This window comes from Tahibacter sp., assembly GCF_032229445.1.
GTDB lineage: Bacteria > Pseudomonadota > Gammaproteobacteria > Xanthomonadales > Rhodanobacteraceae > Tahibacter.
The window spans coordinates 50,015-63,941 of the sequence record NZ_JAVTWC010000012.1 but is presented as its reverse complement, the minus strand read 5'-3'; the positions used below and the strand labels follow the sequence as shown (position 1 = coordinate 63,941).

The following is a 13,927-nucleotide window of genomic DNA, read 5'->3' as shown; positions in this document are numbered from 1 at the left end:
GCGCACTGGCGCGTCAGTCCTTGGCACGCAGACGCAACGCGTTGGTCACGACCGAGACTGACGACAGGCTCATGGCGAGTGCGGCGATCATCGGGCTCAGGAGCAGGCCGAACAGCGGGTAGAGAACACCCGCCGCGATCGGCACACCGACAGCGTTGTACGTGAACGCAAAGGCAAGGTTCTGCTTCATGTTGGCCACTGCGGCCTGAGAGATCTGGCGCGCCCTGACGATGCCGCGAAGATCGCCGCGGACCAGCGTGACCTGCGCGCTCGACATCGCGACGTCGGTGCCGGTGCCCATGGCGATGCCGACATCCGCGGCGGCGAGGGCGGGTGCGTCGTTGATGCCGTCGCCCGCCATGGCGACGCGACGCCCTTGCGCTTTCAGCTGCGCGACCAGCGCGGCCTTGTCCTGCGGTCGCACTTCGCCGTGCACCTCGTCGATGCCCAGTACCCGCGCGACCGCGTTGGCCGTGGTCGCGCCGTCGCCGCTGGCCATGACGATGCGTATTCCTGCTGCGCGCAGGGCGGCGATGGCGTCCGCTGTGCCCTCCTTGATGGGATCGGCCACCGCGATCATACCGGCGAGGCGTCCGTCGACGGCCAGGAACATGGCGCTCGCGCCGTCGCTGCGTTGTTGTTCGGCTGCGGCGAGCAGCGGCGACGGATCGGCGCCCACTTGCCCCATGAGTGCGGTGTTGCCCAGCGCCAGTGCCTGCGCGCCGACATGGCCACGCACACCGATGCCGCTGGCGGATTCGAAGTCGGTCGCTGCCTGCAGGACGAGTTGCTGCTGGCGCGCCTCGGCGACGATGGCGGCAGCCAGCGGATGCTCGCTGCCCTGATCGAGGCTCGCAGCCAGCCGCAGCACGTCGGCAGCGGAAAATCCCCCGGTCGGCACCACCGTGCGAAAGGCGGGCTTGCCCCGTGTCAGCGTGCCGGTCTTGTCGACGATGAGCGTGTCGATGGTGCGCAGCCGTTCGATGGCCTCGGCGTCACGGAACAGTACGCCGGCCTGCGCGGCGCGGCCGGTGGCGACCATGATCGACATGGGTGTGGCGAGGCCCAGCGCACACGGACAGGCGATGATCAGTACCGCCACCGCGTTGACCACCGCGTAGGTCCACGACGGCGCGGGGCCGAACAGTCCCCAGGCCAGGAACGTCGCCAGCGCGACGCTGAGCACCGCGAGCACGAACCAGAAACTCACCGTGTCGGCCATGCGCTGCATCGGCGCGCGGGACCGCTGCGCCTGCGCCACCAGCTGCACGATCTGCGCGAGCAGGGTGTCGGCACCGACGCGTCCCGCGCGGATCACGAGACTGCCCGAGGTATTCAGCGTGGCGCCGATCACCGCGCTGCCGGGGGTCTTTTCGACCGGCAGCGATTCGCCGGTGAGCATCGATTCATCGATGCTGGAGCGGCCGTCGATCACCTCGCCGTCGACCGGAACGGTTTCGCCGGGCCGCACGCGCAGGCGATCGCCCACATGCACGTGGGTCAGTTCGATGTCTTCTTCGGTGCCGTCTTCGCGCACGCGCCGGGCGGTCTTCGGCGCCAGCCGCAGCAATGACCGGATCGCCGCCGAGGTGCTGGACCGGGCGCGCAGCTCCAGCAGCTGCCCCAGCAGGGTCAGCGACACGATGATCGCGGCGGCCTCGAAATACACACCGATGCGGCCGTGCTCGCGGAACGAATCGGGGAACAGCTGCGGTGCGAGGGTGGCGACCACGCTGTAGCCAAACGCGGCACCGACGCCGGTACCGATCAATGTCCACATGTTCGGGCTGCGGTGCGCGATCGACTGCGCCCACCGCTGGAAGAACGGCCAGCCCGCCCACAGCACCACGGGCGCGGACAGCGCGAATTCGATCCAGGTGCGCGTGCCGGCATCGAGCGCTACGAAATAGTGTCCGAACATCGCAAGAGCGAACACCGTGAGCGACAGCGGAAGCGTCCACCAGAAGCGTCGCCGGAAGTCGGTCAGCTCCGGGTTTTCGCCGTCGTCCAGGGCCGGCATGGCCGGTTCAAGCGCCATGCCGCAGATCGGACAGGTGCCAGGATGGTCCTGCACGATTTGAGGGTGCATCGGGCAGGTGTACTGGGTGCCTGCAGGCAGGGGCGCCGATGCCGCGGCCGGCTGCAGGTATTTGCCCGGGTCAGCGACGAATTTGGTGCGGCACCCGGCCGAACAGAACCGGTAGTCGTGTCCGGCGTGCAGCGCGTGATGCGCGCTGTCCGCGGCCACCGTCATGCCGCAGACCACGTCACGCAAGCTGTCGTCCCGTGGCGTTTCGTGCGCGCCCGCAACGGGCGGGTGGTCATGGCAGGACTTTGCGCCGGGCGATGATGCTGTCGCGGGCGCGGCGGATTCCGCAGGGTCTGCTGGCGCCGGATCCTGTGCATGGCAGCACGGTCGTGCGGCCGGATGCGAGGTGTTCATGGTGATTCCTCTTGCGTGAGTGCGTTGAGAATCGGGCACTGCTCGGCGCGGCCGTGGCCGGGGCAGGCGGTGATCAGACTGTGCAGGCCGGCGCGGATGCGGGTGAGTTCCTCGATGCGCGCGTCGATGTCGTCGAGCTTGCTTTTGGCGGCTTGCCTGATCCGCGCGACGCTGCGCTGCTCGCTCAGGGTCAGCAAGCTGCGGATGTCGTCCAGCGAGAATCCCAGGGCCTTGGCGCGGCGAATGAAGCGCAATCGGCGCAGCTCGACTGCGCCGTAGCGCCGATAGCCCGAGGCAAGACGGCCAGCTGGTGCAAGCAGTCCGTCGCGCTCGTAATACCTCACCGTGTCGATGCCGACGCCCGCTTGCCGGGCCAGCTGTCCGATGCTCAACGTTGTCATGACTGATCTCCCATGGAGGTCAGCCTACAGTCTGGACTCATGTCCAGAGTCAAGCGAATTCGTGGGGTCGGGTCGACTCAGTTTCAGGCGTCACCGGGGGGCTCGCAGACCGCACGCCGAGGCAGGCTCGGTGAACGCGCAAGACACCGCAGCCGGTCGCGGTCAACCGTCGTGTTCGGCAGATCGTACGATCTTCACGCTGCAGGTCCTGAGTCTGGAGGGACCTCAGGCAGCGTCCTATGGACAGATTCCGCCACATGCTACGAGCACCGTGCGGAGTCGCTCGATGATCGCTCGGCGGCCGGTAATGAGTGCGGCAATGTGCACTTTGTCGAAGGCGCCCTCGTGGTCGAGGATCGGCGTCAGCATCGTGATCTCGTCATGGACCTGATTGAGAAAGCCCTGCAGCGAAACGCGCACCGCTGGCGATGACGCCGCTGCGCTCCACAACTCCGGAGACTCGAGCATCTCCACGACTGCACCGATGCAACTGCGCTCGCTCATCGCCGCTCCCGTCGTCCAGCAGTGTTGCCAATTTCTCATCGGGCAACGGGTCGGCGGTACTCGGGTTTTCCCCCACGATGGGCAGAGGGTTCACCCGGCAGGTGGTGTCGAGGCAGGGAGCACTGAAGCCGATCCGGGTCCACGGACGGGCCGGCGTGAGCACACGTCAATCGCTCACAGTTGCGACCGTATCGGCACGAACACTTTCTCGGCGAGTTTCTGCCGCCAGGGCCGTTGGGACCAGCGTTCGTAGGTATAGAGGCTCGATTGCCGCAGGTCGCGCTCGAAGACTTCGCTCATGGCCTGCGCGAAGCCCGCGTCGTAGACGTTGAGGCTGGCCTCGTCGTTGAGCTCGAACGAGCGCATGTCGAAATTGGTGGAACCTACCGAGACGACGAGCGCGTCGAAGATCAGCATCTTGGAATGCATCATCGTCGGTTCGTAGACGTGGATTTCCACGCCGCTGCGGAGCAGCGGACCCCAGCCGCCCTTCGAAGCCACTCGTACCGTGTCGGAGTCCAGGTGCTTGTCGGGCAGCAGCACGCGCACGCGCACGCCGCGCTCTCGCGCGCGAACCAGCTCGTTGGTCATCAGTTCGTCGGGGACGAAGTAGGCGGCCTGGATATCGATGGTGCGCTGAGCGGCGGTGATCGCGGCAAGGTACATCAGGCGCATGCTCGAACTGCCGCCGGCGGGGGAACTCGTGAACAGGTGCATGTCCTGGTCGCCGGCGCGTTGCAGTGCGGGGAAATAGGCGTCGCCGTGCAGCACCCTGCCGGTGGTCTTGATCCAGTTGTCGAGGAAGCCGGCCTGCATCTGCGCAACCACCGGTCCCTCGACGCGGAAATGGCTGTCGCGCCAATGCTCGGGATCCTGCGCGTGCCCGGACCATTGATCGGCAATACCGACTCCGCCCACGAAGCCGACCTTGCCGTCGATGACGAGCAGCTTGCGATGCGTGCGGTTGTTCATCCGGGAAATGGTGTACCAGTGCAGCGGATGGAAGCGCTCGACCTCGACGCCGGCGGCGAGCATGGTGTCGATGAGTTCCGGCTTCATCTTCGCGCTGCCGACCCAGTCCAGCATGACGTGGACCTTCACGCCGGCGCGGGCACGCTCGACCAGCGCATCGGCGAACTCCTGGCCGATGGAGCCGGACCAGTAGATATAGGTCTCGAACGTGATCGTGTGCTGCGCCTTGCGGATCGCATCGAGCATCGCCGGGAAGATCTCGTCGCCGTTCTGCAGCGCGTCGATGCGGTTGCCGCCGACGATGCCCGGTCCGAGCAGGTTCGCCATCTCGCGCCTGAACTGCGGATCGTCGATGCCGAACAGGTGCTCGATGCGGTGTTCGATGCGCTTTTCCGGACGGGAAAAGTTCATCGCGACCAGCACGACCAGCGTGGTCGCCGCGGCCGTCGTGGCAATGGTCCAGAAACGCGATGTCATGGTCTGCCGTCCCTTGCTGGCGATGCGCGCGCACCGACGCGAAGCGTAGGCCCGATTCCGTGAGGGCGGTGTGTGGCAGGGGCCGCCACGGGCGGGCGCGGGATCGCGACGATGCGACATAGCCCGGGCGGCTTCCGAGCGGCGGACGAAACCGCTGCATGCGGTCGTGTCTTGACGCCACGCTCCCATTCCGCGCGGCAGAATCGGCACCGATCCGCAACCGGGACAAGCCCATGGCAACGAAGACCAGGTCTGCGCAGGGCGTGCCCACGATCGACACGGCGCTGGGCGAGGTGGAATATCCTGGTGAAAACGAGATCGCGGTGGCGATCGCGGATCTGATCGAGGATTTCGTACGCCGGCGCGACGCCGGTGGTCCGCTGCATCGCGACGTGCATCCCAAGGCGCACGGCTGCCTCAAGGCGAAGCTGCACGTCAATGCCGATCTGCCGAAGGAGCTGCAGACCGAGGTGTTCCAGCCGGGCGCGGTCCACGATGCCTGGGTGCGCTACTCCAATTCCGCGCCGGCGCCGCGCAGCGATCAGGCGCGCGACGGCCGCGGCATGGCGATCAAGGTGCTCGGACCGCAGGGCGAGCGCATCCGGGCCGATGCGGACCATCCGTTCGCGCAGGATTTCATCCTGATCAATCATCCGGTGTTTTTCATCAACGACCCGGCCGACTACCTGACCTTCCTGCGCCGCACGTTCAGCGACAGCATCGTGGACAAAGCGCTGATCCCGCTGGCGCTCGGCATACGCGGCAGTGCGATCGCGCTGGCCACGGCGGTGAAGCCGCTGGTGCCGCTGCAGTGCATGCGTTTCTGGTCGACCGTGCCGTATGCCTGGGGCAAGGGAAAATTCCGTCACGCCGTGAAGTATTCCGTGCGGCCGCTGGACGATGCCGCGGACGAGGCGGTCGGCGCTGGTCCCGATGCGCTGCGCGACGGGTTGCGTGACGCGCTGGCTCAGCGCGCGATCGTGCTGCAGTTCGAAGTCCAGCGGCGCGCGGCGCAGCACAGCATCGAAGATGCGATGACGGAATGGAATGAGGCCGACGCGCCGTTTGAGTCCGTCGCACAGCTCGTGATCCCCCGGCAGCGCTTCGACACGCCGGCGCGCGACGCGCGGGCGGAAGCCATGGCCTTCAATCCGTGGCATTGCTCGCCGGAGCATCGTCCGCTCGGCGTGATCAACCGTATGCGGCTGGCGATCTACGAGCGCGTCGCGAACGCGCGGCGCGCGAGCCGGCCGACCGCACGCCGTCGCAAGGCTGCACCGCGCGACTGAGTGCAGCGGGCAGCGCGACTCACGCTCGGATCGTCCCGGCCAGGCGGCAATGCTGCCGGCGCGAGATCGCTCTACAGAAGCTGGTCGATATCCTTCGGCCAGCTGTCATGCAACAGCCGCGACAGCGCGCGATCGGCGAGCAGCCTGCCGTTGGTCTGGCAGCGTGCGCAGTAGTTCGATTCGTTGTCCGCATAGACGATGCGCTGCACCGGTGCGGCGCAGACCGGGCAGGGTTTGCCGTAACGGCCATGCACGGCCATCTGCGCGTGGAACGCCGTGACCTTGTCGGGAAATGCCGCGCCGGTTTCTTCGCGCAGGCGTTGCGTCCATTCCGCGAGCACCTGCTTCGCCGCGTCGTGCAGGCGCGCGCTGTCGGCGGGCGCGAGTCTGGCGCCGAGCGCGAACGGCGACAGCTTCGCGCGGTGCAGGATTTCGTCGGAATAGCTGTTGCCGATGCCGCTGAACAGGCGCGGGTCGGTCAATGCGCGCTTGACCGTGTGGTTGCCGCGCGCGACGCGCTCGGCGAACTGTGCCGCGTCGATCGCGAACACGTCGATGCCGCCGGGGTCCAGCGCCGCGAGTGCCGCTTCACCGGCGACGTAGTGCAGTGACGCGCGCCGCTTCGTGCCGGCTTCGGTGAGATACAGCAGCCCCGTATCGAACGCGAAACTCGCCAGCGCGATCTTGCCCGGTGGCTTGGCGCCAGCGTCGCGCCAGCGCAGGCGGCCGGCGATCATGAGGTGTATGACGAGAAAGCGTTCGCCCTCGAGCGCCAGCACGATGCGCTTGCCGAGACGGCGCACGCCCTCGACGCGTCGGCCGGTGGCATCGGCGACAGGCGGCTCGACGGTGCGCAGCACAAAGGGATTCGCGAGCGTGACCTTGCGCAGAACCTGCCCGAGCAGACGTGCCTGCACATGTTCGACATAGACGACGATATCGGGCAGCTCGGGCATCGTGACTTCCTCTGTTCCACGTCATGCGTGCCGGTTCCGTTCCGGCGTGCGCCGCCGACGCGACGCCACCGGCGCCGCACGCTGCAATGACCGCATCACGATACCATCGCCGTTCCCGACCACGGAGCGCCACCATGTACCGACTCGTCGTCCTGCTGCTGTGCCTGATCGCCGCGCCCGCGATGGCTCTCGAGCCCAGCGCGACGCTCAAGGTAACGCCGTTGCTGAAGACCACGACGAGCTGGGACGGCAAGCCGATTGTCTATCCGGGCGGGCAGGCGGAAGTCTCGGCGCTGGTGATCGAGATCGCGCCGGGCGGTGAGACCGGTTGGCACCAGCATCCCGTGCCTTCGTTCGGCATGGTGCTGGAAGGTACGCTGGAAGTGCAGCTCAAGGATGGCCAGGTCAAGCGCATCGAGGCAGGCCAGGCCCTCGCCGAGGTGGTCGACACTTTGCATAATGGTCGCAATGTGGATAAAAAACCCCTGAAGCTGCTCGTGATCTACGCCGGCAGCGCCGGGATGCCGCTGACGCTCGTGAAAAACCCGCACGCCAAGCCCTGAGCGGTGCGAGCGCGCAGGCAGGCCAGGCTAGCTCATGGCATCCCGAGGCGGCGACGAGGTTTGCTGCGCCATTGGGCCGCGTGTGCGCCAGCCGTCTGGCGGATGCGCGTGCCTTGGGGGGGCTGACGCGGCGTTGCGTCTACAGTCGTGCATTCACTTCAATACGACAGGACGTTGCACATCATGAAGAATCGCTTGAGCTCGCTGGCCCTGGGCCTGGTCGCCGCATTCGCGTTGCCTTCGCAGGCGATGTATCTCAATCCGCAGGGAACCGGCGAGGTACTGCTGTTTCCGTACTACACGGTGAACAGCAACCAGTCGACGCTGATCACCCTCGTCAACACGACGAACGTGGCGAAGATGTTCAAGGTCAAGTTCCGCGAGGGTTACAACGGTCGCGACGTGCTCGACTTCAACCTCTTCGTCGGCCCGAACGATAGCTGGACCTCGACGCTGTTCGCGCTGCAGCCAGGCGATGGTGCCAGCATCATGACGCGCGACGAGAGCTGCACCGCGCCAGACAAGCCCAATTGGGCCGCGCCGTTCCCGGGCGGCGGCTACCAGCAGCCGTTCCTGCCGTTCGCCTATACCGGCGTCAGCGAGGACAGTGGGCCGACCTCGATCACGCGCACGCGCGAAGGACTGATCGAGATCGTCGAGCTCGCCGAGCTTGCCGGTACGCTGGCCGATGCCGTGACGAACCGGCATCCGCCGAATTGCGTGCCACTGCAGGCGATCGATCCGGGTTCCGCGGACCTGCGTCCGCCCGGCGGTGGCGTCTACGGCAATTTCGCGATCGTCGATGTCGCCGAGGGCACGCTGTTCGGTGGCAATGCCATGGCCATCGATGATTTTTCGCAGTTTCCGCTGGTGGCGGACACGGCCTCGGTGGTCGAATGGCTGGGCGCCGGCAATTCGCGGCCCGGCGAAGTGGACGCGCAGATTCCGGTCGACGGCGGCTACACCACACTGACCTATGCGACTAACGGCGGGCTGCTCGGCGGTTTCAACGCGGTTTCCGCCTTGATCATGGCCGACAGCGTGTTCGGTTCGATGAGCCGGGAGGCCGGGGTCGGCAGCCACACGGAGTGGGTACTGACATCGCCGACCAAGTCTTTCTACACCGACAACCAGCGGCTCGGCGTACCGCTCGGCGATTCCGGTGCAATCGCGCCGTTCGAGAAGACCTTTGGCGAGGATGGCGTCGCAGCCTCGTGCGTGGGCTATGCGCCGGGCGGTTTCGATCGTGAAGGCCGGCCGGTGCAGTTCGCGCGCGATGCCTCGCCGGGCGGCGCGTTGCCGCAGCACGCGCTGTGCTATGCGGCGAACGTTGTGCATTTTTCCAGTCTGCCGGCTGACGGTGCCACTCAACTGCTGGGATCGCGCCTGGGCAGCAAGGTCTGGAATCCGACGCCGGCGACGGAAACCGCGAGCGTGCGGCTGCAACTCGGCGTTCGGCGCGGCAACGAGCGCAACGTTCTGCCCGCCGGCTTGCGCGGCCCTGCACTGCGTGGCCTGCCGGTGATCGGCTTCGAGGCCGTGCGCTACATTAACGGCAATGTGAGCCCGGGCGTACTCGCGAATTACACGATGGCGACACCGCTGCGGGCCGATGTCGCGTGCGTCGATGCGGCGGGTGCGCAAATCGAGTGTCCGTGACGGTGATGGCGGGCGGCTCGTACGGCGTCGCGAGACGATCGCAGCCGATGCGCGAGCGGTCCGCCGGTGCCGCGCGCGTGTCGCGTTCCTTACTCACGAAACTGATTCCCGACGGTAGGATGTCGACGATGAAACTTCACCCGATCTTGCCGGCCCTCGGTCTCATCATCGCGCTTGCGCTGCCGGCCCAGGCCGTCTATGTCAATCCGCAGGGCACCGGACAAGTGCTGCTGTTTCCGTATTACAGCGTGAACGGCAGCCAGTCGACGCTGATCTCGGTCGTCAACACGAAAAGCACGGCGAAGATCGCGAGGATCCGCTTCCGCGAGGGCTACAACGCGCGTCAAGTGGTCGACTTGAACCTGGTGCTTGGCCCCAACGACACCTGGACCGCGACCGTCTTCGCGCTGCAGCAGGCCGACGGCGCGACCATCCTGACGCGCGACGGCAGTTGCACTTCGCCGGACAAGCCGAGTTGGACCGCGCCGTTCCCGGGCGGTGGCTACCAGCAGCTTTTTTTCCCGTTCGCCTATGACGCGCATAACACGGATAGCGGACCGACCGCGATTACGCGCACGCGCGAAGGGTATGTCGAAGTCATCGAAATGGCCGAACTTGGCGGTGCGCTAGCCGCGGCCGCGAGCGGCCCGCAGCCGCTGAACTGCATGCCCTTTCAGCAAATGGGATCTTTATCGGCCGACCTCCTTCCGCCCGGTGGCGGCTTGCAGGGCAATTTCGCGATCGTGGACGTCGCTGACGGAACCCTGTTCGGCGGTGCCGCAACGGCTATCGAGGATTTCAGCCTGTTGAGCCTGTTCAACGATTTCGGAACACCACCGACCCTGGCGGTCGCCGTCAGCCGGGGGGGTGAGGTCGACGCGACCATTCCTTCCGACGGCGGCTACACCACACTGACGTACTCGACGGCCGACTTTCCGGCGTTCGGTGGTCCCAACGCAATTTCCGCGTTGCTGATGGCTGACAGCGTGTTCGGTGCCATGAGTCGCGAGGCCGGTGTGGGCAGCCATACGGAATGGGTACTGACGTCGCCGACGAAGCTGTTCTATACCGACGATCAACTATTGGGTGTCGCTCTGGGCGGTCCCGGCGCACGGGCGCCGTTCGAAAAGACCTTCGGCGAGGGTGGTGTGGCCGGATCGTGCGTGTCCTACCGCGTCAGCGGCTTTGACCGAGAAGGCCGCGCCGTGGATTTCGCGACCGATCCGGGTCCGGCTGGTGCGCTGCCACAGCACGCGCTGTGCTACGCGACGAACGTTGTGCATTTTTCCAATCTTCCAGACGACGGCGCGACGCCGCTGCTGGGCTCGCGCCTGGGCAGCAAAGTGTGGAATCCTACACCGGCGACGGAGACGGCGAACGTGCGGCTGCAACTCGGCGTACGGTCCGGCAGTGCCGGGCGCAATATCCTGCCCGCGGGATTGCGTGGGCCGGCCCTGCGCGGCCTGCCGGTGATCGGCTTCGAAGCGGTGCGCTACATCAACGGCAATGTCAGCCCCGGCTTGCTTGCGAACTACACGATGGCTACGCCGCTGCGGGCCGATGTGGCTTGCGTCGATGCGGCTGGTGTCGCGATCGATTGCCCGTCGCAGTAAAGCGGTTTTCGCCTTGCTTCCGAGGCAAGTCAGCTGTGGCGAAACTCCAGTCAGCGTGTCTGGCTGATGTTTCTCACCCTCATCCAACCCTCTCCCCCAAGCGAGCTTGGGGGAGAGGGCTAAATCGTCCGCGCTGCATCGAAGCGCCTGATTCCCACGCCGGTGATTTCGCGGCGCACTCACCCGACGCCTGAGATCGTCCGCACGAGCCCGTCACCGTGGCGGCCTCGTACCGGAACCCAGGTTCCGCCAGCGGAGGACAGGGATGACTGCCGAATCAGCGTCGCGGGACTTCGAGAACGAACTGGCCGCGCGCCTGCCGCTGCCGGGCCATGGCTCGGCGCTGCTGCCGCACGTCGTCGTCGAGGGCTACAACACCGAGTTGCGCCGCCAGGGCCGCTACGTCGGCGACCAGGCGGCCAAGCGCGCTTTCTTCCATCGCCTCGATAGCTGGCGGGCAACGCAGCGCAAGACCGGCGAGGATCCCTTTGGCGATGTGCCCAGTGCGGCGCTGCCGAAGAAAGTGCTCGACAAGGCACTCAAGGAGGGCAGTTCGGCCGCGGCCGGCATACTCCAGTCCGCGATCGAGGATTTTGCGCGCTCACTGTTCGATGTCATCCGCGTGTTCCACGACAAGGCCTGGAACAGCGTGTCGCACATCGTGATCGGTGGCGGCTTTCGCGCTTCGCGTGTCGGTGAACTTGCGATCGGCCGCGCCCAGTTGCTGCTGCAGGACAGTGGTCTGGATATCGCGCTGCATCCGATCCGGCACGATCCCGACGAGGCAGGCCTGATCGGTTCGGCCTACCTGATGCCATCGTGGATGTTCGCCGGATTCGATGCGGTACTCGCGATCGACATCGGCGGCACCAACGTGCGTGCCGGTCTCGTGAGACTGGGCAAAAGCGGCAGCAAGACCGAGCCGCGCGTTGCCAAGATGCTGCTCTGGCGACATGGCGACGAGGAGCCGACGCGCGAGAATCTGGTCGCGGAACTCGTCGCGATGCTGCGTAAGCTCATCGCCTATGCCTCGCGTCACACTCTGCGTCTCGCACCGTTCATCGGCGTGGGCTGTCCCGGGCGCGTGCGCCTGGACGGGCGCATCGAGCAGGGCACCGGCAACCTGCCCGGAAACTGGCAGGCCAGGCGCTTCCATCTGCCGACCTTGCTACTGCAGGGCGTGCCTGAGATTGGCGGTCACGACACCGTCGTCATGCTGCACAACGACGCCGTCGTGCAAGGGCTCAGCGCCATGCCGGACATGGCGGAATTCGAGCGCTGGGCCGTACTGACGATTGGTACCGGTCTGGGCAACGCGCAGTTCCGGAATCGGGTGGTGTAGCCGTTCGCCGCGGGGGTTGTCGTGGTGCAGGTGGAAGCGCCGCCTGCATTGCGTGCAGGCGGCGGCTTCCGATTGCTTCAGGCCAACTGCCGCAGGCGAGTCACGTCACTCGTTGGCAACAGCGCATCAACGCAGATCGACCTGCGCGACCTTGTCCTTGTATGACTCCTTCGGATCGATGCCGAGCAGCATCTTGACGCCGGCGGCGATGCTGGATCCGTTGAGCCAGATCTCGGCGCGTTCCGCATCCAGGCGCAGCAGGGTCAGCTTTGGATCGTCCTTGCCGTCTTCGAACCACGCGGCGATGAACGGATTCCAGAGGCGGTCGATCACGGCGCGGTCCTTGTCCACGCGCAGGCTGCCCTGCACGCTGGCGAACAGGTCGTGGCCCTTGGCGCTGAACGCGACTGTCGCGCGTTCGCCGGTACCACCGACGAGCTGCTGCGCGATCTTGTTGTCGACCGAGGTGAAGAACCACACCGGGCCGCGTTCTTCTTCGACCTGCGCCGTCATCGGGCGCGTGTGGCCGTCTTCGGTGCCGTCGAGGCCGAGCATGACCGTCATGTCGGACTTCAGCGATTTCCAGAATTTCTGTTCGAGTTCCTGCGGTGTGGTCGTCATGTGAGCACTCCTTGCGGTGCGGTGGGGTGAGTCACCGTAAACACGCGTGCGTGGCTCATTTGTGAAACGGGCGCCATCGGGTACAGGATCGCCTTTGTGCGCAACGGCTGGGCCTGCTGCGCCCGACTTCAGCGCGTGACCATCGCGGCCGCGTCCGCCGCGATACGACTACCGCGTTGCGGAGCCCGGCAATGCGCGTTCGGGATCCGCGTCGAGCACGCCGGAAAGTACCGGCCATACCTCACCGCTGACCCGGATGTGGCCGTCGACGCAGCGTGCGCCGAGCTCGCTGGCGCGGCGGGCGTGGCGTCCCTGCCGCACCACGATCTTGCGGTCGGCGGCGACGCGGCCATGTCGGTACAGATAGGCCGCCGCCGGACCGGCTGCGCTGCCGGTGGCAACATCTTCGACGTCGCCCAGGTTGTCCCAGGTCCGGCCTTCGGGCGCATCCGGGTCCAGCACGTAGACGAAGCGCGCGCCGAAGCGGGCGAGCAGGCGCTCCAGTTCACGCCCGCGCACCGCGCTGCGATCCAATGCCTCCGCCGTGACCGGCACGATCAGATAAGGCAATCCGGTCGAGACCACCTGCAGCGGCAAGCCTTGAGCGAGATCGCGGATTTCGAGATTCAGCGCAGCCAGCAGATCCGTTGCCTGCGCCGCGTCGATCGCGGCGCCGAATTCGGCAAGACCCTGATCCATCTCGGCGAAGACCGCGCCGGCCAGGCGTCGTGTCGTCACTGTCACCGCGCGTGCCGGCAGGCGCAGGATCCAGCGGCGCTCTTCCTCGTCAGGCGCCTGGGTGCGATGCAGCACCGCGGCAGCGCCGAGTACCGGATGCCCGGCGAACGGGAGCTCCTCCTGCATCGTGAAGATGCGCGCGCTTGCGCCGTGCGCGTCGATCGCGCCGAGAAAGATCGATTCGAACTGGCGCATCTCCCGGGTCAACTGTTGCAGGAACGATTCGCTCCAGCCGTCGCACGGCAGGAACACGCCGAGGCCGTTGCCGGCCAGTGCCCGGTGTGCAAAAACGTCGACATGGAAATAGCGATTTATCGAAATATCCATTATGAGCTGAACGGCGGTGACT

12 protein-coding genes are annotated in these 13,927 nt (G+C 66.3%); 5 read left to right on the top strand and 7 right to left on the bottom strand.

What is annotated here, in order from left to right:
* Positions 1-13: 13 nt before the first annotated feature.
* From RUU78_RS03145 to cls, 4 genes are all read right to left on the bottom strand, one after another.
* Positions 14-2,254, bottom strand: a complete 2,241-nt coding sequence (locus RUU78_RS03145; RefSeq protein WP_313913620.1) for a copper-translocating P-type ATPase — start codon at positions 2,252-2,254, stop codon at positions 14-16.
* 185 nt (positions 2,255-2,439) lie between these two features.
* The gene (locus RUU78_RS03140; RefSeq protein ID WP_313913618.1) at positions 2,440-2,835 is read right to left on the bottom strand and encodes a heavy metal-responsive transcriptional regulator; all 396 of its coding nucleotides are present in this window, start codon (positions 2,833-2,835) and stop codon (positions 2,440-2,442) included.
* Between the two features lie 246 nt (positions 2,836-3,081).
* The gene (locus RUU78_RS03135) at positions 3,082-3,348 is read right to left on the bottom strand and encodes a hypothetical protein (protein WP_313913567.1); all 267 of its coding nucleotides are present in this window, start codon (positions 3,346-3,348) and stop codon (positions 3,082-3,084) included.
* Between the two features lie 174 nt (positions 3,349-3,522).
* Positions 3,523-4,797 carry a cardiolipin synthase gene (cls, locus tag RUU78_RS03130; protein WP_313913565.1) on the bottom strand — a complete coding sequence of 425 codons (1,275 nt, stop codon included), beginning with the start codon at positions 4,795-4,797 and terminating at the stop codon, positions 3,523-3,525.
* A gap of 233 nt (positions 4,798-5,030) precedes the next feature.
* Here cls and RUU78_RS03125 point away from each other — a divergent pair, with 233 nt between their 5' ends.
* Complete coding sequence (locus RUU78_RS03125; protein WP_313913564.1) at positions 5,031-6,086, top strand: catalase; 1,056 nt, start codon at positions 5,031-5,033, stop codon at positions 6,084-6,086.
* A gap of 71 nt (positions 6,087-6,157) precedes the next feature.
* Here RUU78_RS03125 and RUU78_RS03120 read toward each other — a convergent pair whose 3' ends face one another.
* Positions 6,158-7,042: a DNA-formamidopyrimidine glycosylase family protein gene (locus RUU78_RS03120; protein ID WP_313913562.1), complete on the bottom strand. Its 885-nt coding sequence runs from the start codon at positions 7,040-7,042 to the stop codon at positions 6,158-6,160.
* Between the two features lie 134 nt (positions 7,043-7,176).
* Between RUU78_RS03120 and RUU78_RS03115 the strand changes: the two genes are divergently transcribed.
* From RUU78_RS03115 to RUU78_RS03100, 4 genes are all read left to right on the top strand, one after another.
* Positions 7,177-7,605 carry a cupin domain-containing protein gene (locus RUU78_RS03115; protein ID WP_313913559.1) on the top strand — a complete coding sequence of 143 codons (429 nt, stop codon included), beginning with the start codon at positions 7,177-7,179 and terminating at the stop codon, positions 7,603-7,605.
* Between the two features lie 183 nt (positions 7,606-7,788).
* Positions 7,789-9,264, top strand: a complete 1,476-nt coding sequence (locus RUU78_RS03110) for a hypothetical protein (RefSeq protein ID WP_313913557.1) — start codon at positions 7,789-7,791, stop codon at positions 9,262-9,264.
* A gap of 128 nt (positions 9,265-9,392) precedes the next feature.
* Positions 9,393-10,877, top strand: a complete 1,485-nt coding sequence (locus RUU78_RS03105; protein WP_313913555.1) for a hypothetical protein — start codon at positions 9,393-9,395, stop codon at positions 10,875-10,877.
* Between the two features lie 265 nt (positions 10,878-11,142).
* Positions 11,143-12,219, top strand: a complete 1,077-nt coding sequence (locus tag RUU78_RS03100) for an ROK family protein (protein ID WP_313913554.1) — start codon at positions 11,143-11,145, stop codon at positions 12,217-12,219.
* A 126-nt stretch (positions 12,220-12,345) separates the two neighbouring features.
* Here the strand turns inward: RUU78_RS03100 and RUU78_RS03095 are convergent, their stop codons facing one another.
* Both RUU78_RS03095 and RUU78_RS03090 read right to left on the bottom strand, forming a co-directional pair.
* On the bottom strand, positions 12,346-12,840 hold the full coding sequence (locus RUU78_RS03095) for a pyridoxamine 5'-phosphate oxidase family protein (RefSeq protein WP_313913552.1): 495 nt from the start codon (positions 12,838-12,840) through the stop codon (positions 12,346-12,348).
* A 168-nt stretch (positions 12,841-13,008) separates the two neighbouring features.
* Positions 13,009-13,905: a PhzF family phenazine biosynthesis protein gene (locus tag RUU78_RS03090; RefSeq protein WP_313913550.1), complete on the bottom strand. Its 897-nt coding sequence runs from the start codon at positions 13,903-13,905 to the stop codon at positions 13,009-13,011.
* Positions 13,906-13,927 lie beyond the last annotated feature (22 nt).

Excerpts from the sequence above, each read along its gene's own strand:
- RUU78_RS03145 (WP_313913620.1), bottom strand. The coding sequence starts at position 2,254 with ATGACGGTGGCCGCGGACAGCGCGCATCACGCGCTGCACGCCGGACAC.
- RUU78_RS03125 (WP_313913564.1), top strand. The coding sequence starts at position 5,031 with ATGGCAACGAAGACCAGGTCTGCGCAGGGCGTGCCCACGATCGACACG.
- RUU78_RS03135 (WP_313913567.1), bottom strand. The coding sequence starts at position 3,348 with ATGAGCGAGCGCAGTTGCATCGGTGCAGTCGTGGAGATGCTCGAGTCT.
- RUU78_RS03090 (WP_313913550.1), bottom strand. The coding sequence starts at position 13,905 with ATGGATATTTCGATAAATCGCTATTTCCATGTCGACGTTTTTGCACAC.
- RUU78_RS03105 (WP_313913555.1), top strand. The coding sequence starts at position 9,393 with ATGAAACTTCACCCGATCTTGCCGGCCCTCGGTCTCATCATCGCGCTT.
- RUU78_RS03120 (WP_313913562.1), bottom strand. The coding sequence starts at position 7,042 with ATGCCCGAGCTGCCCGATATCGTCGTCTATGTCGAACATGTGCAGGCA.
- RUU78_RS03100 (WP_313913554.1), top strand. The coding sequence starts at position 11,143 with ATGACTGCCGAATCAGCGTCGCGGGACTTCGAGAACGAACTGGCCGCG.
- RUU78_RS03110 (WP_313913557.1), top strand. The coding sequence starts at position 7,789 with ATGAAGAATCGCTTGAGCTCGCTGGCCCTGGGCCTGGTCGCCGCATTC.
- RUU78_RS03115 (WP_313913559.1), top strand. The coding sequence starts at position 7,177 with ATGTACCGACTCGTCGTCCTGCTGCTGTGCCTGATCGCCGCGCCCGCG.
- cls (WP_313913565.1), bottom strand. The coding sequence starts at position 4,797 with ATGACATCGCGTTTCTGGACCATTGCCACGACGGCCGCGGCGACCACG.
- RUU78_RS03095 (WP_313913552.1), bottom strand. The coding sequence starts at position 12,840 with ATGACGACCACACCGCAGGAACTCGAACAGAAATTCTGGAAATCGCTG.